The following is a 25,045-nucleotide window of genomic DNA, read 5'->3' as shown; positions in this document are numbered from 1 at the left end:
ATCATCGCTACAAGCATTAAACAACTCTTTGGAGAACAATAGCAACTTGGGTTAAAATAAGAACCGAAGGCAGGTATAAATGTACCAGCACTTATAGATGATGTTATAAATCAGGGTGCTGAATATGTGCGGCGGTCACGCGGACAACGGTCGTGCCTACGGTGCGTCCCAATTTCAAACGTGCTGTCGCCTTACCCGTAGCATCCGTTCTGCGATCTGCCGCAGTAAGTGTGCCATCCCCCACAGTGATGCCAAACGTCACCGGCACACCTGAGAACGGCTTCCTTCGCTGGTCCTGCACTTCCACGACAAAACGGAGTGGGAACGGCGAGTTGACCGCGCCTTGTTCCGTGGGGTCTGATATTGTAACCAGGTACCTCGGGACGCGCTCATCAAATCCTATCTCAATTCCTTTCGCCTGTATGACAGGAATATGCGTGTTGATGGAATCGTAACTCAGGGGATTCTGGTTCATATACACCGCAGGCGGTTTTTTGAGTTCAACGAGGGGCGATACGTCCGAGATATTATTCACCGAAAGTAATAACTCAGTCAATTGCGTCAAGCCTGCTAACGGAGAAATATCTGATATCGCATTCCTTTGAAGGTGCAGTCTCCTGAGGTTGCGGGCGTGTTCCAGACCGGTGAGATTTTCTATCCCGCGCTCTTCAACCCTAAGACCTGTAAGATCCAGTAGTGTGTGCGTCGTAATGGAATCGCCAATTATTTCCCGCACTGCCGTCGCCAAATTCGCATCGGGTATGGACACAACTTCGGGTTGATTCCGTTGGGCATAGACTAAACTGGGAAGCAAAAGACTGAACAGAACCGAAAAGACTGTAATAGATACACGTTTGACTTGCACGTCAGAACCTCCGCTAACGCAAACTCTCTAAAAAGAGTTTTCCGACATCGACATTGTATTCAAAATCTGTTACCGACCACGGGCTGTTATAGCCAATGATTGGCACGTAACTTTCGTGCCGAGACCCGTGTGAACGCACTGCGGTCGGTTCCACTGCCGTTTCCAACTCACCGAAAACAGTCGTTTCGTCTGCTAATACGAAAAGATCTCCGATCCGTTCACGATGGAGCCGAAATGTGCGTGCCGCATCTTCTGCGGAATAGACCTCTTCAATACCGGACGTATTCAGAAGGGTTTGGATCGCTTGCCCTGTATCGGCGCGATCCTTGAGGAACACATAAGCGGCACCGCCTAAATTGCCGTGATGCGCGACGTAACGATCCTTAATAATGGGGATAGAACTCGCAGGGATACCGTGTTCACTGAGGACGCGCCCCGGATCAATGGCAGTCGTTTTTGCCAACATCCCGTGATCGGCTGTGATATAGATCTCGCGTTCCGGTTCATCATCAATGATATTCCCGATAATCCGATCCAATTCCGCAAGATGCTGTTGCGACAGATCGTCATCGGGGGCGTATTTGTGTTGCACCCAATCCGTTGTTGAACAATAGACGAGTTCTGGGGCGTCTGTCCGCAAGACCGCATGCACAGCACGGAGCAACCACCAATTGATTTCCGCTGAGTAGATCGGTTCAACCTGACCGACTTTTTGGATGTATTCAGAGGGCGGTGATTCAGCGGCGACGGCTATATCCGTGCCTGCTTCGAGCATGCGTAGTAATTTTTTCTTTGTTACGAAGAGTGCCGTTTTGTCTGCGAATTTACAGGTTTTTGCGATCTCAAAGAGGGTCGGTGCGAGGAGGAAGCGGTTATCCTCAATGAATTCCCCTTTGCCGGTTGCCCTGTCTACATGGTAATTCGTTGTGATACCGTGCGTTTCCGGGAAGGAGCCGGTTGCGATGCTGACGTTGTTTACGTTCGTGACCGAAGGGATAACGGCGTTGGCACGGACATAAAATCCGTTTTTTGCCAACTGGCGGATGTTAGGAAGGTCGCTCGCTGCGAGATACTCGTGGCTACCCGCGTCGATACAAAGGATGAGGATTTTTCGCCGTTTCACGTTCTGTGTCTTGCTCCACTATTTGGCATACTTGTTGGATTACCTACCTGTCTGACCCAATAATTATAGCAGGTATCTGTTTGAATCGCAAGATTTTTTGCGTGGACTGGGATTTAAGGTTGTCATTCCAACGGGAATCTGATATAATTTGTTTAAAATTAGGACCACACGGAGAGCTGAATTATGCAGATGCGCAACGGATCTTCCGAATTGGCGAAACTGATATTCAAGAATTCAGCAGACGAGGAGACGCTCAAACGACTTCTAATTTCTAACTATTCAGAAGCCGATTTGGCTGCCTATCTTCACAGCAAAGAACCCTTACTCGGGCGCGCTGCGGGATTCGCACTTCGGTTGGTTGGGAGTTCAAAAGCAATTCCTGCGTTGGTAGATGCTCTGAAAAATAGAGACCGTGGGACCCGCTTCAATGCCGAATACGCATTGTGGGAAATTTGGTCGCATTCCGGGGATGATGCGGTTGACGTGATGCTTGAGAACGGTAAAGACTTACTCAAAAACGAAGCGTATCAGCAAGCCGTTGAATGCTTCACCGCTGTAATTGAGACGGATCCGAGTTTCGCCGAAGGGTATAACCAACGCGCAATCGCGTATTTCATGCTTGAGGAATGGAGCAAGGCAATTCGTGATTGCAAACGGACGATTTCCCTGAATCCGAATCACTTCGGTGCGTTTGCTGGCATGGGACACGTTTATGTCAGACTCGGCAAGATGGACGAGGCACTTGCGGCGTATAAGCAAGCTTTGGTTATTAACCCGAACCTCGTCTCTATCGCTGAGGCGGTATTACGACTTCGGGCTCGGACCCAAAGTGAGTAAATTGGCGTATGGATGCGACTCTGATCGATCGAAACCACCTCCTGCGAACACTTATCACATGGTTTGTCATTGCGAGCTTTTTGCTCTATCTTATCTATAGGGTGTTGATGCAGGCGAAACTCGGTTTACCGATAGAGTGTTTTTTTATGGCGCAGGTGTTTGTTGTGCTTTTGGTAGCACCCTATCTTGCTGCCCGTGCTGTGCGTTGCGACTTCCTAAATACCGGCTTTGACGCACAATATGCCCTCGCCTCTATCTCGTCTGGACACCGGTTGTTAAGACTGCTGCTGATAAGTCAGATACCGATGTTATGCTGGGTAGTTTTATCGACAGGGGCGGCTCTGTTCGTTACGCGTATTCCCGTCGCCAAGGCGTTACAGATGTTCGGAATACTGGGGATTTATAGTTTGTCGGCAGCGGCGGTCGGGGTTTGGGGAACGCAGGTTTTCCGAGATGCCCTCTTCAGCACGGAGTTTGCCACCCTGTTATGGTGTGTTTTGATGGGTGGCGCGTTTCTGCTCAACCCCTTACAACGGTATGTGGACGATCTTCAACCTTTCATTCCACCAGTCTTACACCTGAACCCCCTGATTGTTGTGTGCTGTATCTTTGAGGGGTTTGACATCTTTAGAAATCCGCTTCTCTATGAACGCACGCCTGTTCCTTCTTATGTATTCTACTATCCGAAGTCGTGGTATCTTGTGGGAGTCTGGCAGATAGTGATTGGCGGGTGCTGTTTTTTGGGAGCATGGCAGATAACCAGCTCCCGTAGATATGCTGTATAAAGGCTACAGAGAGGATTGTATGGGTAAGGCAGAAAAACCGATTGTGAGTGTTTCAGGCGTTCGGGGTGAGGTCGGCGTTTCGCTCGATGTCCGAATCATTACGCAATTTGCGATGGCGTTTGGCACCTTTGTTGGGGGGAGAACGGTGATTATTGGCAGAGATTCCCGAACTTCCAGTCCTACAGTTCGGCATGCCGTCCTTGCTGGGCTTTTCGCCACAGGATGCCACGTCATAGATGTAGGGCTTTGTCCAACACCGACGATACTCCTAATGGCGAAAGCACTCGGTGCCCAAGGGAGTATTACCATTACAGCCAGCCATAATCCTGTTGCGTGGAACGGCATTGAATTTGCCTCTAATTTGGGACATCTTCTGACACAGACGGAGCGGGACGAATTGATGCGAATCTACGCAAAAGAGGATTTCGCACTTACTCCTTGGAACGAACAAGGAACGCTTGAAACGTGTGAAGATGCAGTCGGTTATCACCTCGATCAAATTCTGTCTTCCGCTTGGTTGGCACCCGATTTAATCCGAAAGGCTGCGTTGAAGGTCGTCATAGATGCTGGCAACGGTGCCGGCAGTGTCATAAGTCCCCCCCTCTTGCGGAGATTGGGGTGTCGGGTTGTTGCGCTGAACTGTGTCGCCGATGGACATTTTCGCCGTCCTGCCGAACCCACACCTGAAGTGTTAGATGAACTTTGTAAAACAGTGGTCGCTTCTGGTGCGGATATTGGTTTTGCCCACGACGGGGACGCCGACCGGCTTGTCGTTGTGACAGAGCGCGGTGTCCCATTGAGTGGTGAATGGACGCTTGCGTTTATCGCTGATTTTATGCTGCGTAAGACGAAAGGCGATGTTGTTGCAACGGTATCAACGAGTCGGATGTTGGATGATATTGTAGCGAAGCACGGTGTTGCGCTCCACCGAACGAAAGTCGGTGTCGGTTGGGTCGTTGAGAAGATGCACGCCGTGAAGGCAGCTATCGGCGGTGAAGGCACTGGCGGTGTTATCTATCCTAATATCCATTACACCACGGACGGTATCACTTCTATTGCAGCGATTGCGCAGTATCTCGCTGAATCTGGTGTGTCAGTAACGCAGCTTGTAGAGAACATGCCCCACTATCAGATGTGCCGAAAGAAATTGGAAATCCCGTCGCAGGAGCTTGCGGAACGTCTTGTGGACCTCGCTTTGGAGGTTTACAAAGAAGCGTGTGACGCTGGCGCGGAACCGCAACTGGAACTAACGGACGGGGTCAAACGGGTTTGGAAGGACCGATGGGTCAACATCCGTCCATCCGGCACAGAGCCTGTCATTCGGGTTTTTAGTGAGGCACCGACTTTCACTGTGGCGGAGCAGTTGTGTGACGAGACGATGGAAACACTCAAGGTGTTAATGAAACAAATTTCGTAGTAATTCCGTTATCTATTATATAGGGTAGGAACGCCTTTTTTCTGACTATTCAGGTTATTACACGGCAGTTTTAGGTCGAGTTTACCTTTCACACCCTCAAAAAAGTGCTTTATTAATTTTAGATCGGGGTTGACAACGGAAACCCCGCTCAGATTTAATAGTTAAAGAAATTTGGAGGAATTATGGCTTTGAAACTTGCCTGCATCGGAGGCGGGAGTGGTTTATCCGCGTTGCTGAGTGGTATTAAGCACTACGCTGATTTGGAGAAGGGTAGAGACCACCTCATTGATTTGGATAGTCTGGCGGCAATTGTTACCGTTTCTGATGATGGTGGAAGTTCAGGGCGGCTCGTTGAAGAGTTTGACATGCTCCCACCGGGCGATATCCGGAGGCTCCTGTTCACATTGTCCGATGCTGATGAACTCGCAGGACTTTTTGAATATCGTTTTTCAAGCAATGGGGAACTCGGTGGACATACGGTCGGCAATCTATTATTAACAGCACTGACGGAAAAGTTTGAAGGAAACTTCCCGAAAGCGATTCAGGCAGCATCCAGATTACTCTCAGTGCGTGGACAGATTATCCCTGTGACGTTGGATTATACCGTTTTGTGTGCCGAACTCACTGATGGAGAGATCGTTCGCGGCGAATCCACGATTCCTATCCGAGAAAATCGTGAGCCGATCAAGCGTGTCTTTTTTGAACCCCGCGAGAACGGAAAAACACATCATTCCCCCGATGCAATCTATGAGTGTCAAGCCCATGAAGGGGCTGTAGATGCCCTGATTAACGCCGATGTCATCATCATCGGTCCCGGAAGCCTTTATACCAGCATTATGCCGAACCTGGTTATCAAAGGCATCGTGGAAACGATTCAGCGTTCAGACGCCATGAAGATCTATGTCTGTAACGTTATGACACAGCCGGGTGAAACCGATGGTTATGCGGTCACGGATCACGTTAATGCTATTTTGGATCACGCCAAAATTCCGCTCAATTACGTCGTGGTGAATAACCAACCCGCGCCAACAGAAATCATGCAAGAGTATGTTCGGAAGGAACTAGTTTCGCAGTTGACCCGGATTCGTTCACTTTCTGAGGAAGGACTTTCAATGCTCTATGAAGATACGCAGCACCTCATGGACGTGCTGAACTTGGCGAAAGATATTTCGTCTTTGTCTGTGGAGACAATGCAAGTCGCAGACGCCTCAAAGGTGCAAGTCTCTTATAATCGTGAGCAGGAGAACCTTGAAGCACAGGGGATCCAGGTGATTGAGGCAGACCTCATCCGGGATATGGTTGTCACTGAATTCGGCACATGGTTAGGCGGTGTTCAGATGAATGTTATCCGCCACGATCCCGAAAAATTAGTCCGCTCTCTTGTGAAGATCTTTGGCAACCATCCAAAACTCCAAGAGTCGGTTTGAGTAAGGAGGGTTCCGGTTACTGGACAGAAACTGGTTAGTGCCGTGATTGATTGGATTGCTTAGAAGGGGCAGTGCCTTTCGCAGCAATCTGATAGGCGAATGTATCGCAAATCTGGGACAAATTATCAATAAAAAGTTCCCAGCGTAATTCATCTTGACGTGCTTTCGCAATCGCGAGACACACAGCGGTTTCATATAAGGATGGATGGTTCTTACGGACATTAGTGGATTTCATTGCTTTACCCCTTTCTAAAAGAGTTTGTATAGATTCGCTAAAAATTGAATATATAGTCCAACACAACGTTAAACGGAAGTTAGCCAAAAAAAGTTACACTTTTTTAGTAAATTTGTCTGATCTTCTGTTCCTGTGAATACGGTATCTATAGGACCTTGTTGTAAGGTTCTTTTTTATTTAACCTGCAAGAACAATGCCACTTCACAAAATCGGCTATTATCACCATTATAGGGGGCAAACCCTCGGATGTGGCATATAGCTGCCTACTTTTTACGCCTTGAAGGGAGGACGCACGCTAACGGTTTCCTACGCTACAAAAATGTCCATTTATTTTTCGGATCCATTATAAAATATTTATACATCCGTTCAAAGAATTCTTGTTGACCGCTAAACGCAATTTGTGCTATACTATAGCAATATCCACAACACAGAATCGTAGACTTACCCATGGCCACAGTCCGACTCGAAAACATTACAAAACGGTTTGGCGATCTCATCGCACTTGACGATATCAACCTCGATATCCGAGACGAGGAATTCTTTGTGCTCCTCGGTCAGACGGGGGCAGGAAAAACGACCACGCTTCGGTGTATCGCTGGCTTGGACACCCCCGAAGAAGGGACGATCTATCTCGACGACGTGAGCGTCAACGAGAAAACCCCCGCGGAACGCGATGTCGCCTTCGTCTTCCAATCGCATATCCTCTATCCACACCTCAGCGTTTACGAGAACATGGCGTTCCCCTTGCATCCGAGAAAACTCTCCGAAGAAGAGATTGACCGGCGCGTCAGAGATATTGCCCAGATGCTGCATATCGAGCATCTGCTCCTGCGGACACCCAACCAGTTGAGCGGCGGTGAGACACAACGCGTTGGACTCGGACGCGCAATGGTGCGGCGTCCCCAAGTCTTCCTTATGGACGAACCGATCTCCAATCTCGATGCGAAACTGCGGACCGAAATGCGCGCCGAAATCCGGTGGCGGCAACGTGAACTCGGCACAACCACCTTCTACGTGACACATGACCAGATCGAAGCGATGTCAATGGCAGACAGGATCGCTGTCCTTGAAGCCGGTAGAATCCAGCAATTGGGAACACCCGCTGACATCTATAATCACCCTACCAACCTATTTGTCGCCGGTTTCATCGGCAATCCGAGCATGAATTGCATCCCGTGCGACATCTCCACCACGAATGGCGACCTCCTTATGACGTTAGCGAGCCATCTTGACGGCGGTAATTCAGTCGCAATTCAGGACCCCAAAATCGCTAAAGTTGTAAACGACAACGCCCGAGACCGAGCCCTGATCTTCGGCGCGCACGCTGAAGACGTTATTGTGAGTCATCAACCAATCCCCAATGCGTTTCAGGCGGAGGTCTATAGCAGTGAACCCCTCGGTGCCGAGACAATCGTCGAATTGACGCTCGGAACGGGGACATCCGGCGCGCACACGATTCTTAAAGCATGCACATCACCGAACTTTGAAGCGGAAATCGGACAGCACCTCTACGTCGCATTTGTTCCAGACCGGCTGCATTTTTTCGATAAAAATAGTGGCAACGCTATTTTTTAATTGTTCCTTGCGGTTCGGTGAAGCGGGTTGGATAAATAATGTTCCTTTGCGTATATCCGCCTGCGTGTTTTTGCAATGTAATACATTGTCCCGCAAGTCCACACGCGACTTGCGTATGGATTGAGTCTATTCCCAGACTAAATCCGGTATTTTTGCGTATTGTTGCAGGCTAAAGGTTTAATGTTTTGGCGAAGAAGCGTCAAAATTCCCAAATCCAGTATAAATTAACCAGAAACCTGCTCGTAATGTAATGGAGAGCAGCCCAAGAACAACAAGTTAAAAAATGAATTGGCGACTTAAACTCTTTAATCTTATCCCAAATTTTCTAAAACGTGTCGGCTGCCAACTCTTACGCCGATTCGGATACGATCCCGATGCGTGGTTAGAAAATTTTCTCAGAGAACACAAAGGAGACTCATAAGTGAAAGGCGGAGATATAATCATTGAATGTTTGAAAGCACAAGGCGTTTCGGCGGTTTTCGGGATGCCCGGCACCCAAAACATCCAAATCTACGATGCCCTGCTGCGACGCGGCGAAGGCACAATCGACCACTACCTCGTCCGACATGAATACGCGGCGACGCAGATGGCGGATGGCTTTGCGCGCGCAACAGGTGAACCCGGTGTCGCTATCACCGTGCCGGGACCGGGTGCCAGTAACGCCTCGACGGGGATTTTAGAGGCGTTCACGGATTGTGCACCTGTCCTGCTGATTACGGGACAGAGCGATTCCAGTCTCTACAGTAAACATCCGAGCAAGATGTTCCACGGCTTGGATCAGATGCAGTTTTTCGAGTCGATTACCAAATACTGCGCGATTGCACATACCGTCGCTGAGATTCCTGTCGTCATTGAAAACGCCTTTAAAGCGATGCGCACTGGGAGACCGGGACCCACCATGCTGGAATTCCCGATGGATGTCGTCACCGGTGACGGAGATGTCCGAATCCCACCGCGTGTCGAACGCCCTGAATTATCCGCTCCTGATGATGCATCCCTGAGCACCGCGGTCGAAACAATCCAAAATGCCAAGATGCCCCTGATTTTCGCCGGTTCCGCTGTCTTTCACTCAAACGCTCGAAACGAGTTACGTCTCCTCGCTGAAAAACTGAATGCTCCCGTCATTGTTACCCGTAATGCAAAAGGCGTTTTGTCAGAAGATCATCCGTTGGCACTCCAGATTTGCTACGGCTACCTCGGACGCGAGGCACTCCAACGGACGGATTGTTTAATCGGGATCGGGCCCCGGTTTACCTCTATTGATACCCGAAATTGGAGTCTGGAACTCCCGCAACCCTTCATCCAAATAGACGAAGATGCCGATGAGATTGGGCTTGAATATCCGTGTGATATAGGTGTGGTGGGTGATCTGAAACTGACGTTGCAGGCACTCATCGAGGACGTTGCCCCGGGTGAAAACGGGTGGGATGAAACACTGGCGCAACTCCGACAGGCATTTGACGCACAACCCCCGCTGCCGGTCATTCATGAACTACAGGACGTGCTACCACGAGACACCATCTACGCTATTGATGTCCATGCGCTCGGTTACGCCTCTTTTGGTGAATTTCCGGTCTACGATCCGAGGACGTTCCTCTATCCCAATATCGGTGTCGCCTTAGGACATGCGTATCCTGCGGCGATCGGTGCGAAGGTCGCTTATCCCGATCGACCTGTCATCTGTTTCAGTGGGGACGGCGGGTTCCTGATGGGAGCCGTGGAAATGGCAACCGCTATGAAATACGGCATCAATGTCGTTGCGATTGTGGTGAACGACGGCGCATTGTCAGCGATTAAGGGGTCTCAACAGAAAGGGTGTGAAGGACGCACAATCGACACCGACCTGCTCAATCCGAATTTCGTCGAATTCGCAAGGTCTTTCGGTGCGTATGCCGAGCGGGTCGAGAATTTGGCGGACTTTAAGGACACGTTACGGGATGCCCTCGCTGCCGAAAAACCTGCACTCATCGAAGTGATGCTACAGGACCGGCAGGACGACATCGTCAACGTCATCGGATGGCTGATGTCCGAACCGCTCCGAAAAACGGCTTTTTAATACTCACCGCGGGCGTTCCAGCCGGGATACTGTTCTTCTAATGCCTGAAGCGTCTGCGGCGTATAGTATGGATGTCCAGCAGGTGGGAACCGAAAGACCTCGCGCTCTGCGCCTGTCAGCGTGCCGATGAATTTCGAGAACGTCGGATTTCGACCTTTGTCTGTATAGTGCCGGAAGCCTTCCCAGTAGTGGTCTGCCCGTCCTAAGCCGAATCCCCACGTGAAGCGTTGTCCATCTTCCCGCAGGTAATCGCTTGCTGAGTGCAGCGTATAGTTGTTGAAGATACAGACAGTTCCGCCTTTACAAACAAGGGGTTCATATTTAGCGGTATCCCGCCCGTGTTCCTTCGCGAGGAGTCTCAGCGGTGCTTGGTCTGCGTCAACATCCTCAAGGTGTACCCAAAAGCCGATTTGCCCGAATTCACGTGCACTCTCGGACTGTGGTAGCAGTGAGTTGTTGCCGTTATCAATGTGCAAATTGCTCGGATCGCTATCGACACCGGGTCCCTTAAATCCAGGGTAGCGTGCAATCATACACCCAGCACGGTAGTGAATACGCTCCGTTTTCAGAAACTTACGTGCGAATTCCCATGCGTCGTGGTCCACGATCGCACGTAATAAAGCCATTTCAGCGGGCGGGAATTCGGTCAAAGTCGCTCTACCGGGCGGTGGATCATCCTTAACTTCTTCCCATGTCGGGAGTACACGGCGTTGAGCAGCCTGCATCTCCGCAAGTTGCTCACCTGAATAGTAGTCGGGTACAATTAAGTAGCCTTTCGCTAAGAGTTCATCAAGCTGAGCATCGGTAAATTTCTTAGGCATCTTGACCTCCACTGGAGAGATAAGGCGAGTTTGGACAGGAACAGGTTAAAAATTTTTGCTGACGGACCTTGACAACCAAAATGAGTGGCAAAGCCCGTCAGCAAAATTGAGAGCTCCCCCAGACGGACTCGAACCGCCGACACGATGGTTAACAGCCATCTGCTCTACCAACTGAGCTATGGGGGAATGTTAATGTAATTATACACTATTCCATTCGCAATTGCAAATTAAATTCAAAATTTTTACAGAGTTTCCTGAAAAGAGTGTTTTGCTACAAATGATGCCCCCTTTTCACCCTAAAGTTGTGTCCTTAATTATAAAGGGGCATCACACTTTAAGAGTGATGTTGCGGAGGCAAATATGAATCGACGATTTGCAGAGTGAGATTATATTTAAGGCATTAAAAATAATGATTGACGTTATTTTGAGAGATGTAAACGGGCTTTGGTATATCGCGGATCCGAGCTATCTTGACGAATTTGATTGGAATAAAATCAACACACTTCCGTATAGATACTATGAATTCAACACACTTGACGGAGACGGCGAATTCACGGACAGTGAGGGTAGACGCTTTTTTGTCGATACAGGCAGGCTTTGTTTCGTGCAAGCCGATTGTGCAAAACCCAAAAAGGATATTGTTGACGGGGCAATGCACAAGGTGAATATACGTGGAACGGTAATCGTTTCGCTGGATACGTGCAAAATCCGCTATATCGACAAATGAACGTGTCTCGATTTATAGGGAGGCAATTCTCATTAGTTCGCCTCGTAAATAAAACAGGTGCGGATTGGATTGACATTGACGTTCCAGAGCGGCTGGCGTATGCATGAGAACACTTCCAAAACGGAGACTTTCAATGAATCGTGACATATTTAGGGCATATGATATTCGTGGCGTTTTCGGTGTTGACTTTCAACCGACAGATTTTTATCAAATCGCCCGCGCCTTCGCAAATCGCTTCCAACCCAAAATTGTTGCCCTCGGACACGATGTCCGCGAAAGTTCACCACAACTCTGGCAGCAGGTTGCTGAAGGACTTGTAGACTCGGGTGTTGAAGTCCTCAACCTTGGTCAGATTTCGACCGATATGCTCTATTTCGCTGTCGTGCATTACCAAACAGATGGTGGCATCATCGTTTCAGCCTCTCACAACCCAGCTGAATATAACGGTATGAAACTCGTCCGCCGGCATGCCGCACCACTATCCGCCGATACCGGTCTCTTTGATATCCGCGATACCCTCAAAAACGGCATCCTATCTCGGAAACAAAAAACACACGGTCGCGCAATCCCTGAACCTATTCCATTCCTGAATGTCTATATGAAGCACCTTCTCGCATTCACAAACTTGCCTCAGTTCTCCAGCAAGCGGATTGTCATCAATGCCAACAGTGGGCTTGCTGGACAGATTGCCGAACGTCTGTTAGCAGAGACACCCATCCAGATATGTGAGCGATTATTTACCCAACCCGATGGCACATTCTCCAAGATTCCCGCCGGCAGACCTGACCCCTTGAGACCCGAAAATCGGGAATTAACCACACAGGCGGTTAAACGAACAAAAGCAGATTTGGCGGTCGCATGGGACGCAGATGCCGACAGATGTTTCTTCTTTGATGAAGACGGGGCGTTTGTCGAGGGGTGCTACATTACAGCGTTGCTTGCCGAAAAACTCCTTCAAGAGAAAGGAGAACAGACTGTCATCTTTGATCCAAGAGCCGTCTGGGCAGTAGAGAACGCTGTGGTTTCTGCGAATGGCACACCGCTTCTCAACAAGTGTGGACACTCGTTTATCAAAACCCGCATGCAGGAGACCGGCGCACTCTTCGCGGGGGAAGCAAGCGGACACTATTACTTCAAAGACAATTTCTATACGGATAACGGGATGATTCCCTTATTACTCATCCTTGAATATCTCAGCGCAAACCGGACATCACTCGCTGAATCTGTTGATCGTTTCCGATCGGCATATCCTGTTTCAGGTGAAATTAACTTCTCCTTTGAAACCGAGCGGCACATGCGAGATGCTATGGAGGGCGTTCAACAGACACTATACGCTTTGGGGAATCACCCTTGTATTGAAATGTCAGTTGATGGTTTGTCGGTCAGATTTCACACAGGTTTCCGTCTACCTGCTGCTAATGGTCGTGGTCAGGGGAATTGGCGGTTTAATCTGCGGAAATCGAACACGGAACCCTTGTTGAGGCTCAATGTTGAATCTATCGGGAGCGAGGATCTCCTGATTGAACAAACGGTGAGGATTAGTGAAAAACTTCAGCGTCTCGGAGGTTGCAGAGAAACGCGGTTTCGCTGGGAAAAGGAATAGTTTTTCATACCTCAAACGTTGTAAACCATCCAGATTTGTATCTCTCTAAGCCAATCTCTTTGGTTGAGCGAGTAATGCCACTCCCCCTTTTTCTAAATCTTGCATCCCTTGCCTGAATATGTTGTGTCCTTAATTTTAAAAGCCCGATCATAAACAACAAAAAAGTTGGAGGAAAACGTGTTTGATTTCCCAAGAGTTTTACACCGATTCTGCCTCTTTGAGGAAGATGGTGTCCTTTATGCTGCAGATATCGAGAAAGCACGGGTCGTAGAGATTTCTGCCGTGATGGTTGACATCTTGAAACTGGCGGAAGAGCAGACGAGTGAAGAAATTGTTCAGACGTTGAATACCTCTTATCCAGAAGACGAGATTCTTGAGGCGTTTGAGAGATGTGCAGAATTTGAAGGGGAAGGTTTGCTATTCAATCGGGGTGAAAATCTCAGAGAAACTTTCGCTATAGAAGATAAACGGCGAAAGTTGCTTGTTATGATACCTAACATCACCACTGACTCGTTCTTTGATATTGAAACGCTATATGCCGGAACAAACATGGCACTGTCTTACATGTTTGAACATCTCACCAAATACGTAGATCTCCATTTTGCAGGCAACCAAAATCGGAAGTTGGCGGCTAACGTGTATGAAGTTGATATTAGGGTGTCTGACTTCGGTAGACTCAGCCGAAGGCTTAACGAAATCTATTTCGGCATTCTCACCTTACATCGCGACCACGAAACATGGCTCCTACCGCTCTATCAACACAAAGAACTGCCGCCTATTCTTGTACAATGCCATGCTCCCCGTGGACATGGTGGAAACGCACTCAATTCAATGTTGCGGCATTACGCAGCGATGCGGGATTTTGATGCTTTCACAGCGCCATCGGATTATGTCCGTGAGTTCTATGCAAATTACGTCTGGGATACGAGTTTCTTTAACACACTCCGCAACGGTGTAGATTCCGCTCTGTTCTGTCCGATGGAGAAAGAAACAGCAAAAAAGGAACTTGCCGAACATGTAGGAGACGACCGAATCGTGACGACTCCCACAGTCGGCTATCTCTCGCGAGTGCAATCAGAAAAAGGGGCTTCTGTCTACTTGAAACTTGCTGAGTTGAATCCGCACCTGTTGTTTTTAATTGCGGGACCACACTTCGGAAGGTATCAATTGCGGGAACTCCCTGATAATCTCGTCTATGCTGGATTCCATCCGCGCGAGAAGTTGCCGATGGTCTATAACGCATTTGACGTCTACTGTTTCCTTTCAATGTCAGGTGAGGAAACCTTTGGATTGACGGTTCTTGAAGCGATGGCGTGTGGCGTTCCACCGATCGTTCCCAATTTTGACGGCGTGCCTTCAGTCGTCGGGGATGCAGGATTAATCGCCGATGCTGAGAATTTCGATCAAGATATAGGGACTCTTGTGAGTTACCCGTCCCCGATAGATTTTTCGGAGAAGATTAACCGACTATTGAGCGACGATGGCATGCGGCAAACACTGTCCCAAAAAGCGAGAAAACGCGCATTATCGTTCACTTGGGATAAAACCGCACGACGTATCATCCAACTCTTTGAATCACTTCACAAAAAAAGGCAACTTGTGAGTCCAAATAAACTCTTGAATGCCTTCACACCTGACATTGAAGTATCAAATCCGAAGCAACATCATCTCAAATACAAGTCTATCCTGTTGAGTATGAACAAGCACTACCAGTGTTCTCTAATGGGAGATGCCCTCTATTCCCAGCGTGTTGAAGACGGGCTTGTGATAACGCTTTTGAGAAACCATACAGCAAGGGAAGCAGAGGCACTTCTTGCTGAATTCATTGAAGATGAAGCAGAGGCGAAAACAATTCTTCAAAGGGTTCGTGGCTTAATCCAGGCAACCGCTTAAGAAAATGGAGGCGAATAGACTATGACACTTCACGCTCACTACCGCCTGAACCGACACCGTAAATTTGAACAAGAGGGTCGGAAATATGTCGCAGATCTTGAAACGAATGATATCGTTCAACTCAACGATGTAGAATGGGAAATTCTAAGTCGCTATGGCACACAGACGCAATACCAAATCGTTGAGGCACTCAAGCAAGAATATAAAGTCGAGTCTATCTTCGACGGGATTGAACGTTTGGAACGGCTTGGACAGAAAGGCTCCCTTTTAAGCGCAATAGATGGAGCCGCGAAACGGGATACAGACAGTTGGAAACAGAAGGATGGGAAACCGAAATTGTTGGTGCCGTTCCACTTTACAAACGAGAAAACATCTCTGGACCATACAACAAATCTGAATCGCTATCAACTCCTGACGCACTTGACGCAATTCGCAGACTTGGAAACCCTTACTTTTTCCAAAGCAGGAGAAGAAGACTCAAAACCGCAGGACTTTCAAGGTTATGGGAATATCCGGATTCGGGATATAGAGACAGAAAAAAGCAGTGCTTTCACTCCATCTTGGTATGCAATGAATGGATACGATGGTATCCTACTCCTCTCTCAATTTTTGACAGATGATCTCTTATACTATCAGCTTCCCGGTGTGCCAATTGTTCACTGTATAGAAGATGTTCAGAAGTTACAAGGTTCAACACTTGAAACGCTTCTAAATATCTATGCCCTCCAAAACGCAAACGACACGCTAATCGTCAGATCTTCATGGGTAAAGGACTGGCTGACGGAATATGGTGTTCCGGGAGAGGGTGTCAGCGTTATTCCGAACGGTATCAACGTTGGTGAACCTATAGGCAAACCGCTGGCGAAGCAATATACCGCCACTCTCTTTGAAAAACCGATGTTTTCACAACAGCCCGTTGTAGGATTGATTTCTGGATTTGAACCCAACTTTGGGGCGGAACTGGTTTCTGCGTTCGCTCATGCCAATCCACATCTTGCGATTTTTGTCTACGATTCATTTTTAGCGGAATATTATAAAAATCCGCCAGACAATGTGGTAATTTTTAGTGCAAATGATGAGGAGACCCGTTCGGTTCTCCCTATTTTCTTTCAGGCACTTGATCTTGTCTGTTTCCCTGCGATTCCGGGAACACCACTTTCGTTGGTTTTAGAGGCGATGGCGGACGGCACACCATGTGTCGCTCTGACGAAATATGGACTGCCTCCAGAGGTCGAGGGTGCTGGTACTGTCGTGAAATCGGAATGGCGTGGAGGCGGTAATTTCCGCGTCCCGATGCCTGAGTTGTCCAACGTGGTAAATCAGTGGTTAAAACCTTCTCATACACGCGCCGAATGTGAAACCGCCGCAAAGCGTTTGGCGCAAAAATTCACTTGGGAAAAAGTAGCACAAGAAACTGTCCGGTCCATTGAAGAGGGTCATCGGAAACCAAGTGTGAATGTATCCAACAGGCAAAGAACTTTGCTCCCATCAGTTTTCTGCCGTCGATATAATCCAGGGACCGGAGACACGACATCTAACGTGTACCGAATTGGAACCAACAGATATGATTGTCTTGAAACCGCTTTGGTAGAAATGTTAGCGGAACATCATACCCCTACTGAAGTCAAGACAGTTTTTAAGCATTTCCGACGAGAAACTTCTGCTTCTTGATGAAGTGTGTTTCCTGTTGGAGGTGGTTTCCCAACTACAGTTGGGAAGCACATTCCGCCGGGGTGAGATTTCCGGTAGAAAGAGAGGAGGTGAACAGAAATGAAAACAAATCTCCGCGGTAAAATCCGCGAATTCGTCCAATCCGAGGAAGGCAAAGTGGGAGTCAAATCCCCACTGACGCTCGGTGCGGCGGTGGGGAGTGTTCTGCTCGCACAGGCTATCGTGGGAACAATACCCGCCGACGCATGCGAAAGATGCAAAGATGACGGTCAATGCCCGGATGGTAAGAGATGTGTTGGTCCTTTCGTTGATGGAGAGGGGACATGTGTTTAATACCGTCAATATAGGCTGTGGCGTAGACCGTCACAACCTTATTGACTTTTCAGTGTGTGGTAGTTTCTACTGCCACACACTCCCATATGCTGAGTTTATTAGGTCTCCTGAGAAATTTCGGAGGAATACAGATGAAACGCATATTCATCTCTTACATGCTTAGTGTGATACTACTATGTCCGAACGGCACTCCGCTTTTCGCAAAAGCACCGACGACCCCTAAAATTTTGTTCACCTCTGCACGCGACGGAAACAGAGAAATATACACCATGAACCCAGATGGCAGCGAACAGGTCAGACTCACACAACATCCTGGAAATGATCTGCAAGCCGTCTGGGCACCTACCGGTGAAAAGATTCTTTTCATCTCCGATCGCGGCGGCGAGCGAGACCTTTACCTGATGGACCCAGATGGAACCAACGTTCGACGCGTCTTCAAGCGAAAAACAAAAATTTATAGAAGCAGTCCAACATGGTCGCCAGATGGCAAACACATCGCTTATGTGAACAGGCAGTGGAATACTCTTAATTCTGATATCCGCATTGCGCGCCTTGGGGAACAAGAGGATGAACATATTGCGGAAGGCTGGTATCCCGCATGGTCGCCCGATGGCACTGAAATTGCCTACTCTGTAGACCAGCCATTCGCCTCTCAACTGACATTTATCAACGTCCAGACACGAGCGCAGGAAAAACCGCTACCCATAATAAAAGCACTGATTTGGCAATACGATCCTTCTTGGTCTGCTGCGGGAGACAGACTTGCCTTTACTGGGAACAAGCATCCGCTACCCCCCATCTTGGATGCGGATCTTCATAACGCATGGAAGGCAAAGCAAACGATCTACATCGTCAATCGCGACGGCACCGGTCTCCAGCAGCTCGTTAAAGAAGCAGGTCCCTATGCCCAGTATCCAGCGTTATCGCCAAATGGAGATGAAGTTCTCTATACACAGGAAATTAAGGGTCGGTTCCAAATCTTCAAAGTTGATGTAAACAGCGGGATTCGGACGCAGCTGACGCATCTTGGGGGTAGCATTCAAGCGAATGCTGGCGGGGATTGGTTTGACCCAGCGTATGCATTGCCGGTATCACCACAACCACAGCTGCTTACAACTACATGGGGAGATATAAAAAAGAGATAGTATTTGAAACTTGACTGCCTTCAAACTGCTTTTTTAGAAATGTTGGCGGAACAGCATACACCTGCTGAAGTCGAGGCAGTTTTTAAGCATTTCCAAGGGAAGAGCTCTACTTCCACTGCGAAGTGATTCGCCTTGGAAATGGCTTTCCCACCTACGGTTGGGAAGTCAATCTTGCCGGAAGAGAAGCACCGGCAGAAAGGAGAAAAACTGAGATGAAAAAGAATCTTCGCGGTAAAATCCGCGAGTTCGTCCAGTCTGAGAAAGGCAAGGTTGGGATAAAATCCCCCCTGACGCTCGGTGCGGCGGTGGGGAGTGTTCTGCTCGCACAGGCTATCGTTGGGGTGCCCCATGCTGAGGCACGTCCATGTTGTCACTCATCCGAATGCGATCCTGGATATTACTGCCATGATCACGGCAGTTGTCATCCAAGTTAATATTACTCTTAGAAACGGTTAGGACGAGAGGCGTTTGCCTTCTTCGTCACTGATTATTTCTGACGAATATTAACGAACCAATGAGGCGGCGCGCTTTGAAAGTGCGTCTGCCTCAGACGCTGAAGGGCAGTATAGGGATACACTATCAAAACCGCGTCCATACTTCTCCGTGGCTCATTCCCGTTAAGGAGGTATTTCTCATGAAATATAAGGTCCAGTTTCTTTTTTGTTTGCTCAGTGTATCCGTGTTGTGTTGGAAAGTGTGTGCTGTTTTCGCAAAGGCACCAGATACGGCAAAGATTGTGTTTGCCAAAGCCAGTATAGGAGAGACTCGGGACATCTATCTCATGAATCCTGATGGCAGCGAGAAGGTGAATCTAACCAATCATCGCGCAGACGATATTTATCCAGTTTGGTCGCCAACAGGTGAACACATCCTTTTCGCATCTAATCGTGAGCAGAAGGCATGGGGGACTTGGGATTTGTATCTCATGGAACCAGATGGCTCTAATGTACAAAAGGTGTTTGACAAATGGAAGAGACGAACGGGTCCCACATGGTCTCCCGATGGCAAACGCATCGCCTACAGTTATGGAGAAATTGGCAACACTTTGCTCTATATTGGCACCATCGATGGAAAAGATGAGGAGCGTGTGGCGATTGGTTACACACCGGCATGGTCTCCCGATGGCACAGAAATCATCTTTCGCAGCGGCGCATTGGACAAACCGAGACGTTTCAGTTTGCTCAAGGTGCGAACGAAAAGACAAACATTCTTCCCTTTCCCCAAGGAACCGATGTGGGTTCGGGGTCCCGCATGGTCCCCAAATGGCGATAAACTCGCTTTCTCTTGGCACATTGACGGCTTCAGGGAAGAGGCAATTTACATTGTGAACCGCGATGGTACAGATCCGCAAGAGATCGTGGGGGACCTTACAACAAGAGCTGCCGACCCGACCTGGTCTCCGGATGGCACCCAACTCCTTTATACACAACTTGTTAACAGGGAACTACACATCTTCAAAGTCGCCTTGGACGGCGGGAAGCCGGTCCAACTCACCCATGAGGGATGGAATTATGTGGGCGGTTGGTTTGATCCAGAGTTTGCGCTACCTGTCTTGCCACAACCCCAGCTGCTCACGACACTATGGGGAGAACTCAAACGGAAGTAGGATCTATCGGAAATAGAGTCTTTCTCTAACCTGCGGATAAATTATTGTGAACGTAATATCAACCAACTTCGAGTCCTATAGGAAAAAAGGGAACTGATGAATGAACTATCCTGAATTTGAAATCTCGTTTGAGACACGTTTTCAAACACACACAAACTTGTATCCACACGCTGTGGAATACCATCGCGCCCGTTTTGGTCAGACGATTCAGTATCTGTTGTCTTCTATTTTAGAACAGACGGAGGACTTAATCCAACGATCCGAAACGAGTTGGGCACACACTGAAGAAATTGTCAGTGACATTCTCCACTCTGGTGAAGTCAGCATTGAACAACTTTTCGCGCTTGAGATTCCTACTGAACTCACAGCAGATAGGGACTTTGAAGCCGTAACAACGAAACTCTATGAAACGAAATATTATCCGATCAGCGAACATCTGAATTATATTTCTTTTCCGCCTGCTTTGGAACGAAAAGCGTTCATCGGTAAGCACTTAGATCGTTTTGAAGAGAAGTCAGAGTTCTGTGATCTCGGCTTCGGTCCTGGGGTGTTGACCGCGTTCATTCTACAGCAGAATACCTCGTGGCAAGTTGATGGTGTTGACATTAGTCACTACTGCCTCCATCATGCACAAAGACTCTTGACAAAGAGAGGAGTGCTGGGAAGGGGTAAGCTGTCGGTTGGAGATGTGAGAACCTTACCCTATCCTGACGACACTTTCGATGTGGTCGTCGCGATTGAAGTGCTTGAACATATCCCTGATCCAGAAACTGGATTGTCAGAAGCAATGCGTGTGCTGAAACCTGGTGGATACGCAATAACAGCACTGCCAGTGCAACTCCCTCTTATGATGCACCTCTACGATTTTGACACACCAGATGAAGTCTTAGCACTCTACGAAAAGGTTGGACTTGAGGTTATTGATTTTGAAACAAAGGAATTCCAACGTCAAACTGGGGCTTTCGTTGATACATTCGCGTTGAGTATAAAACCCTAAAGGGAGACAATTTTCTATTATGTCACACTATGAATACTTTCTGATTTTATTAGCACTCGTTTTCTGTGGATATGCGAGTTACACTGATCTGAAGACGCAGAAGATTCGCAATTTCTGCTCCCTCGGACTGCTTTATGTGGGGACGCTCAGCCAATTGATGGCGTGGTATCTTGGTACAACAACGCCGCTCTACATCTTAGGACTCTTCTTTGGGGGCGGGCTTATCGCTTTTGCTTTCTATTGGTTTGGTATTTTCTCGCCAGGGGATTCCAAACTCTTTTGGGGACTCTGCTTAATTTTTCCGCTGTCCCTGTTTAGAAACCTCAGCGGTGCCTTAAGTTTCCCACCCCTGATACTTGCCCTCAATATTATTGTTCCATACTCAATAGGGATCCTCGGTTATCTGCTTTTCAAGTTTGCCCTAATGCCAAACAAATTAAATCTGTTCCGGTATTTCTTTAAGTCTTACTTTCAAAAGAATACACTGCTCGAAAAGCTATTTAGCCTCCTTATGTTTATCGGTATTGGATCCGGGTTAACCTACTTGTTCCAGCAGTTTGAGTGGAAACCTGATCGATTGCTGCATCTCGTTTTAGTTTTGGTGGCATTCACATTGATCCAAAAATTACTATCGCCGTTCCCGAAAACACCCGCCTATTACTTAATCATTGGTTTCACATCTGTTGGGTTGGCACTGCAAGCGACACCATCTGTATCGGTATTTCTCTCCGGTTTCGCCTTTTTCTTAGGACTGTATCTCGTCGTTTTTGTTATTGCCAAACAGTTGATTCTCAGTTTAGCGAGTATAACCTTGGACAAGGTCGTGGACGTGAATGGTCTTGAGGTTGGAATGATTCCCGCTGAGCAAATTGTGAGGGTAGAACAGCCCGATGGCAGTGTCCGCTACGAAAAGAAGCAGGTGGATTTTTCGAGCGGCCAGAAGGATAATATCGTTATTTCACCTGATCCCGTAGGTCTAACCGCAGAAGAGATTTTCCAGTTACAAAACCTTGCGGAGGAAGGTGCGTTTGCTGAATTCGGCAATCAGATAAACGTCCAACCCTCGATACGCTTTGCCCCGGTCATTTCTGTCGGTGCCATACTAACGGTACTTTGCCAAGGTCCATTTTATCTGAAACTGATGCAGTTTCTGTAACATATAACCAACAAGGATGATGAACCTTTTGACAAGATATTAGAAAGCATGTCCAGGGGGAGGGCTTCACTCCTACAGCGATAGTATTCGCCCTGGAAATGGTATTCCCAGCACTGTTTGGGAATCCAATCTTGCCGGAACAGAAGCACCGGCAGAAAGGAGAAAAACAATATGAAAGATAGTATTCAAGGCAGAATCCGAACCTTCCTCGCGTCTGAGGAAGGTAAGGTAGGTGGTGGTGGTGTCCCTTGCCCGGCAGGTCAGGTGTGTGATCTTGGCACTTGTCGGGATGCATAGTTAATAACTCAACCATTGTCTGGGAAGTCGATGCCAACTAATTGGCCTTCCAGACATTTCAGAATGTGGCAGTGAAAACTGCCACATATTTCTGCTGCTTTGTACTATAGTTTTTAAACGCCTATGTCTAATTTTGGAGGAAATTCTCATGGTGCCTCGACTTTTATTTTTATTTTCCACTTTCAGTTTAACATTTTTATACGGACTTTGCTCTATTTGGGCAGAAGCCCCGAAAACCGCTAAAATCGCGTTTTGGGCAGACCGTGAAGGGACTCGTGATATTTATCTCATGAATCCAGATGGCAGCCAGCAGGTAAAAATAACGCACCATCGCTCACAGAATATTACACCCGTCTGGTCGCCAATAGGTGAACAGATCCTTTTCGTCTCTGACCGAGATGGCGCTTGGGACCTATACCTCATGGATCCAGATGGAGAAAATGTGAAGCGAGTGTTTGGGAAGGAGGCACTCAGAGTAGGACCCGCGTGGTCGCCAGATGGAAAACAGATCGCTTACTCGCGTATCATACGTGATGAACAGGTGGTCCATGTTGCAACACTCGGTGAAGAAGATGAGGAACGCATCGCAATTGGGGGGCCTGCGACATGGTCGCCAGATGGAATGGAACTTGCCCTTATCACGGGGTGGGCAGAAAAGATGCAAATAACGCTCTTCAACCTCCGTACGCGCAACCAGAAACCCCTTTTTCCAGCCAAGGCGATACCGTCATGGCTACCTGGCGTGAAGTGGTCTCCAACAGGAGACAAGTTGGCATTTTCTTGGCTGCATCGGGTGCCACTTAAAGACTTCGTTGAGAAAGAGACGATTTATACAGTGAATCGTGATGGAACAGGCGTTACCCAAATTATTGATGAAGCGGGTCCGAGAGCGACTTCAGTCGTTTGGTCTCCACGTGGTGATGCCCTGCTCTATAAACGGTTTGTTGGACTTAAGAGTTTCCACATCTTCAAAGTTAACTTAGATGGTGGGCAGTCGGAACAACTCACGCATGTTGGCTCGAATCATCTTGGGGATTGGTTTGATCCGGCGTATGCGTTGCCAGTTTCACCACAACCCCAATTGCTGACGACACTCTGGGGAAAACTGAAACGAGAATAGGTTATAATGTGGAGGAGTGAAATGCGCGTAGTTGAGGCGATATCAATCAGTATTGCGGCACTTCGTTCAAATAAACTACGTTCTCTGCTGACGATGCTGGGGATTATCATCGGCGTTGCTTCGGTACTGGCAATGATAGCGATTGGTGACGGTGCCCAGGAAATTGTCCGACAAGACATACAGAAACTCGGCGGTGCGAATCAGTTCATTATATACCAGCAGCGGTTCAAACGCGTGAATAACCGCTGGATCCCTAGCCGTAGCAGCGAATATCTAAAATATGAAGATGTGTTGGCAATGGAGGCAGAATGTCCTTCCCTCAAGGCTGTCGCGCCTCAGGTCTGGAATTGGTCAGGGGTATTGATTCAAGCACCAGGAGGTGCTGAAACTCGTGCGGGCTGGAACGGTGTAGATGCTAACTATAAAACTGCAATGGAGTGGGACCTTAAAGAGGGGCGTTTTATCACAGATGAAGATGTAGAGAACGGAGCGAAAATCTGCGTATTAGGCAATGAGATTGCTATTGCCTTATTCGGTGATAAATCGCCCTTGGGACAAGAAGTTAAAATCGCACGACATAACGAGTATTACAGTTGGAGACACCGAAAAAAAGGAATGCGATTCACAGAACGATTCAAAGTCGTCGGAACACTGATGCCGAGAGGTAGAAGTCTGCGATTCGGCTGGAGTTTCGATAACTTTGCCTTTATCCCCATATCAACCGTTCAAGAACGTTTCACTGGTAATGATCGTATTAAGTATATCTCGATCTATGCACATACCGTTGAGGATATTCCGAAAGCAATTGAAGAGGTGAAAACAGTCATCAGAAAAAGACACAAAAATCAAGACGATTTCATCTCGATTTGGGAGATGCGAGCGGGTATGGTACAATTAGATAAAATCGGTAGGATAATAAAAATAACTCTGGGGAGCATCGCCGGGTTCTCACTGCTCGTTGGAGGCATCGGTATTATGAATATGATGTTTGTTGCTGTCAACGAGCGCACCCGTGAAATCGGATTACGAAAGGCACTTGGTGCTAAACCTCTTGATATCCTACTCCAGTTTTTAATAGAGTCAGTTATGATATGTGGTGTAGGTAGCGCAATCGGTATTGTATTAGGCATCTTTGCTGGCGAAGGCATGGCAATACTTGCCGTCAAAATTGTCAAAATCGTCCCTGAATGGCCCGCCGTTATATCCTTACAATGGCTGCTGATTTCAGTCTCATTCTCAGTGGTAATCGGTATTTCGTTTGGGCTGTATCCCGCGATAAAAGCATCATCGTTCCCCCCTATTGAAGCACTCCGCGCAGAATAGTCGGATATAGAGATGCCTCCGTCTACTATCCAT

At 48.0% G+C, this 25,045-nt stretch carries 22 protein-coding genes and 1 tRNA gene; 18 read left to right on the top strand and 5 right to left on the bottom strand.

Going from position 1 to position 25,045, the window contains the following annotated elements:
• Positions 1–103: 103 nt before the first annotated feature.
• Positions 104–865: a leucine-rich repeat domain-containing protein gene (locus tag F4X88_15545; GenBank protein ID MYA57700.1), complete on the bottom strand. Its 762-nt coding sequence runs from the start codon at positions 863–865 to the stop codon at positions 104–106.
• A gap of 13 nt (positions 866–878) precedes the next feature.
• Positions 879–1,988, bottom strand: a complete 1,110-nt coding sequence (locus F4X88_15540) for a nucleotide pyrophosphatase (GenBank protein MYA57699.1) — start codon at positions 1,986–1,988, stop codon at positions 879–881.
• 183 nt (positions 1,989–2,171) lie between these two features.
• On the opposite strand from F4X88_15540, the gene F4X88_15535 reads away from it, so the two are divergent.
• The 4 genes from F4X88_15535 to F4X88_15520 all read left to right on the top strand — a co-directional run bounded on the left by F4X88_15535 (position 2,172) and on the right by F4X88_15520 (position 6,454).
• The gene (locus F4X88_15535) at positions 2,172–2,825 is read left to right on the top strand and encodes a tetratricopeptide repeat protein (protein MYA57698.1); all 654 of its coding nucleotides are present in this window, start codon (positions 2,172–2,174) and stop codon (positions 2,823–2,825) included.
• An 8-nt stretch (positions 2,826–2,833) separates the two neighbouring features.
• Positions 2,834–3,610, top strand: coding sequence for a hypothetical protein (locus tag F4X88_15530; protein MYA57697.1), 777 nt, complete (start codon positions 2,834–2,836; stop codon positions 3,608–3,610).
• Positions 3,600–5,027, top strand: a complete 1,428-nt coding sequence (gene glmM, locus F4X88_15525) for a phosphoglucosamine mutase (GenBank protein MYA57696.1) — start codon at positions 3,600–3,602, stop codon at positions 5,025–5,027. Before F4X88_15530 ends, glmM begins: the two co-directional genes overlap by 11 nt.
• Positions 5,028–5,209: 182 nt before the next feature.
• On the top strand, positions 5,210–6,454 hold the full coding sequence (locus F4X88_15520) for a YvcK family protein (GenBank protein ID MYA57695.1): 1,245 nt from the start codon (positions 5,210–5,212) through the stop codon (positions 6,452–6,454).
• A gap of 34 nt (positions 6,455–6,488) precedes the next feature.
• Here the strand turns inward: F4X88_15520 and F4X88_15515 are convergent, their stop codons facing one another.
• Positions 6,489–6,689, bottom strand: a complete 201-nt coding sequence (locus F4X88_15515; GenBank protein MYA57694.1) for a hypothetical protein — start codon at positions 6,687–6,689, stop codon at positions 6,489–6,491.
• A 447-nt stretch (positions 6,690–7,136) separates the two neighbouring features.
• On the opposite strand from F4X88_15515, the gene F4X88_15510 reads away from it, so the two are divergent.
• Together F4X88_15510 and F4X88_15505 are read left to right on the top strand one after the other, a co-directional pair.
• Complete coding sequence (locus F4X88_15510) at positions 7,137–8,264, top strand: ABC transporter ATP-binding protein (GenBank protein ID MYA57693.1); 1,128 nt, start codon at positions 7,137–7,139, stop codon at positions 8,262–8,264.
• Between the two features lie 421 nt (positions 8,265–8,685).
• Positions 8,686–10,320: a thiamine pyrophosphate-binding protein gene (locus F4X88_15505; protein ID MYA57692.1), complete on the top strand. Its 1,635-nt coding sequence runs from the start codon at positions 8,686–8,688 to the stop codon at positions 10,318–10,320.
• Here the strand turns inward: F4X88_15505 and F4X88_15500 are convergent.
• Both F4X88_15500 and F4X88_15495 read right to left on the bottom strand, forming a co-directional pair.
• Positions 10,317–11,141: a phytanoyl-CoA dioxygenase family protein gene (locus F4X88_15500; protein MYA57691.1), complete on the bottom strand. Its 825-nt coding sequence runs from the start codon at positions 11,139–11,141 to the stop codon at positions 10,317–10,319. The genes F4X88_15505 and F4X88_15500 overlap by 4 nt on opposite strands.
• A 113-nt stretch (positions 11,142–11,254) precedes the next feature.
• Positions 11,255–11,327, bottom strand: a tRNA-Asn gene (locus F4X88_15495).
• Positions 11,328–11,550: 223 nt separating this feature from the next.
• Between F4X88_15495 and F4X88_15490 the strand changes: the two genes are divergently transcribed.
• The 12 genes from F4X88_15490 (at position 11,551) to F4X88_15435 (ending at position 25,012) form a co-directional block, all read left to right on the top strand.
• On the top strand, positions 11,551–11,868 hold the full coding sequence (locus F4X88_15490; protein ID MYA57690.1) for a hypothetical protein: 318 nt from the start codon (positions 11,551–11,553) through the stop codon (positions 11,866–11,868).
• Positions 11,869–11,971: 103 nt separating this feature from the next.
• A complete protein-coding gene (locus F4X88_15485; GenBank protein MYA57689.1) occupies positions 11,972–13,471 on the top strand; it encodes a phosphomannomutase/phosphoglucomutase in 1,500 nt (499 codons plus the stop codon).
• Between the two features lie 177 nt (positions 13,472–13,648).
• The gene (locus tag F4X88_15480) at positions 13,649–15,364 is read left to right on the top strand and encodes a glycosyltransferase family 4 protein (protein ID MYA57688.1); all 1,716 of its coding nucleotides are present in this window, start codon (positions 13,649–13,651) and stop codon (positions 15,362–15,364) included.
• A 21-nt stretch (positions 15,365–15,385) separates the two neighbouring features.
• On the top strand, positions 15,386–17,035 hold the full coding sequence (locus tag F4X88_15475; GenBank protein ID MYA57687.1) for a glycosyltransferase family 4 protein: 1,650 nt from the start codon (positions 15,386–15,388) through the stop codon (positions 17,033–17,035).
• A gap of 99 nt (positions 17,036–17,134) precedes the next feature.
• Entirely contained in the window at positions 17,135–17,368 is a 234-nt protein-coding gene (locus F4X88_15470) for a hypothetical protein (protein ID MYA57686.1), read from the top strand.
• A gap of 86 nt (positions 17,369–17,454) precedes the next feature.
• On the top strand, positions 17,455–18,513 hold the full coding sequence (locus F4X88_15465; GenBank protein ID MYA57685.1) for a hypothetical protein: 1,059 nt from the start codon (positions 17,455–17,457) through the stop codon (positions 18,511–18,513).
• A 212-nt stretch (positions 18,514–18,725) separates the two neighbouring features.
• The gene (locus F4X88_15460; GenBank protein MYA57684.1) at positions 18,726–18,947 is read left to right on the top strand and encodes a hypothetical protein; all 222 of its coding nucleotides are present in this window, start codon (positions 18,726–18,728) and stop codon (positions 18,945–18,947) included.
• A gap of 80 nt (positions 18,948–19,027) precedes the next feature.
• The gene (locus F4X88_15455) at positions 19,028–20,119 is read left to right on the top strand and encodes a hypothetical protein (GenBank protein ID MYA57683.1); all 1,092 of its coding nucleotides are present in this window, start codon (positions 19,028–19,030) and stop codon (positions 20,117–20,119) included.
• Between the two features lie 100 nt (positions 20,120–20,219).
• On the top strand, positions 20,220–21,116 hold the full coding sequence (locus tag F4X88_15450) for a methyltransferase domain-containing protein (protein ID MYA57682.1): 897 nt from the start codon (positions 20,220–20,222) through the stop codon (positions 21,114–21,116).
• A gap of 19 nt (positions 21,117–21,135) precedes the next feature.
• Entirely contained in the window at positions 21,136–22,272 is a 1,137-nt protein-coding gene (locus F4X88_15445) for a hypothetical protein (protein MYA57681.1), read from the top strand.
• Between the two features lie 445 nt (positions 22,273–22,717).
• A complete protein-coding gene (locus tag F4X88_15440) occupies positions 22,718–23,689 on the top strand; it encodes a hypothetical protein (protein MYA57680.1) in 972 nt (323 codons plus the stop codon).
• A 6-nt stretch (positions 23,690–23,695) separates the two neighbouring features.
• Positions 23,696–25,012 carry an FtsX-like permease family protein gene (locus F4X88_15435; protein ID MYA57679.1) on the top strand — a complete coding sequence of 439 codons (1,317 nt, stop codon included), beginning with the start codon at positions 23,696–23,698 and terminating at the stop codon, positions 25,010–25,012.
• Positions 25,013–25,045 lie beyond the last annotated feature (33 nt).

It is taken from the genome of Candidatus Poribacteria bacterium (genome assembly GCA_009839745.1).
In the GTDB taxonomy this organism is placed as follows: domain Bacteria; phylum Poribacteria; class WGA-4E; order WGA-4E; family WGA-3G; genus WGA-3G.
This window is presented reverse-complemented; position numbering and strand designations above follow the sequence as displayed.

Excerpts from the sequence above, each read along its gene's own strand:
- F4X88_15535 (MYA57698.1), top strand. The coding sequence starts at position 2,172 with ATGCAGATGCGCAACGGATCTTCCGAATTGGCGAAACTGATATTCAAG.
- F4X88_15530 (MYA57697.1), top strand. The coding sequence starts at position 2,834 with ATGGATGCGACTCTGATCGATCGAAACCACCTCCTGCGAACACTTATC.
- glmM (MYA57696.1), top strand. The coding sequence starts at position 3,600 with ATGCTGTATAAAGGCTACAGAGAGGATTGTATGGGTAAGGCAGAAAAA.
- F4X88_15520 (MYA57695.1), top strand. The coding sequence starts at position 5,210 with ATGGCTTTGAAACTTGCCTGCATCGGAGGCGGGAGTGGTTTATCCGCG.
- F4X88_15515 (MYA57694.1), bottom strand. The coding sequence starts at position 6,689 with ATGAAATCCACTAATGTCCGTAAGAACCATCCATCCTTATATGAAACC.
- F4X88_15510 (MYA57693.1), top strand. The coding sequence starts at position 7,137 with ATGGCCACAGTCCGACTCGAAAACATTACAAAACGGTTTGGCGATCTC.
- F4X88_15500 (MYA57691.1), bottom strand. The coding sequence starts at position 11,141 with ATGCCTAAGAAATTTACCGATGCTCAGCTTGATGAACTCTTAGCGAAA.
- F4X88_15490 (MYA57690.1), top strand. The coding sequence starts at position 11,551 with ATGATTGACGTTATTTTGAGAGATGTAAACGGGCTTTGGTATATCGCG.
- F4X88_15485 (MYA57689.1), top strand. The coding sequence starts at position 11,972 with ATGAGAACACTTCCAAAACGGAGACTTTCAATGAATCGTGACATATTT.
- F4X88_15475 (MYA57687.1), top strand. The coding sequence starts at position 15,386 with ATGACACTTCACGCTCACTACCGCCTGAACCGACACCGTAAATTTGAA.
- F4X88_15470 (MYA57686.1), top strand. The coding sequence starts at position 17,135 with ATGAAAACAAATCTCCGCGGTAAAATCCGCGAATTCGTCCAATCCGAG.
- F4X88_15465 (MYA57685.1), top strand. The coding sequence starts at position 17,455 with ATGCTGAGTTTATTAGGTCTCCTGAGAAATTTCGGAGGAATACAGATG.
- F4X88_15460 (MYA57684.1), top strand. The coding sequence starts at position 18,726 with ATGAAAAAGAATCTTCGCGGTAAAATCCGCGAGTTCGTCCAGTCTGAG.
- F4X88_15455 (MYA57683.1), top strand. The coding sequence starts at position 19,028 with ATGAGGCGGCGCGCTTTGAAAGTGCGTCTGCCTCAGACGCTGAAGGGC.
- F4X88_15450 (MYA57682.1), top strand. The coding sequence starts at position 20,220 with ATGAACTATCCTGAATTTGAAATCTCGTTTGAGACACGTTTTCAAACA.
- F4X88_15445 (MYA57681.1), top strand. The coding sequence starts at position 21,136 with ATGTCACACTATGAATACTTTCTGATTTTATTAGCACTCGTTTTCTGT.
- F4X88_15440 (MYA57680.1), top strand. The coding sequence starts at position 22,718 with ATGGTGCCTCGACTTTTATTTTTATTTTCCACTTTCAGTTTAACATTT.
- F4X88_15435 (MYA57679.1), top strand. The coding sequence starts at position 23,696 with ATGTGGAGGAGTGAAATGCGCGTAGTTGAGGCGATATCAATCAGTATT.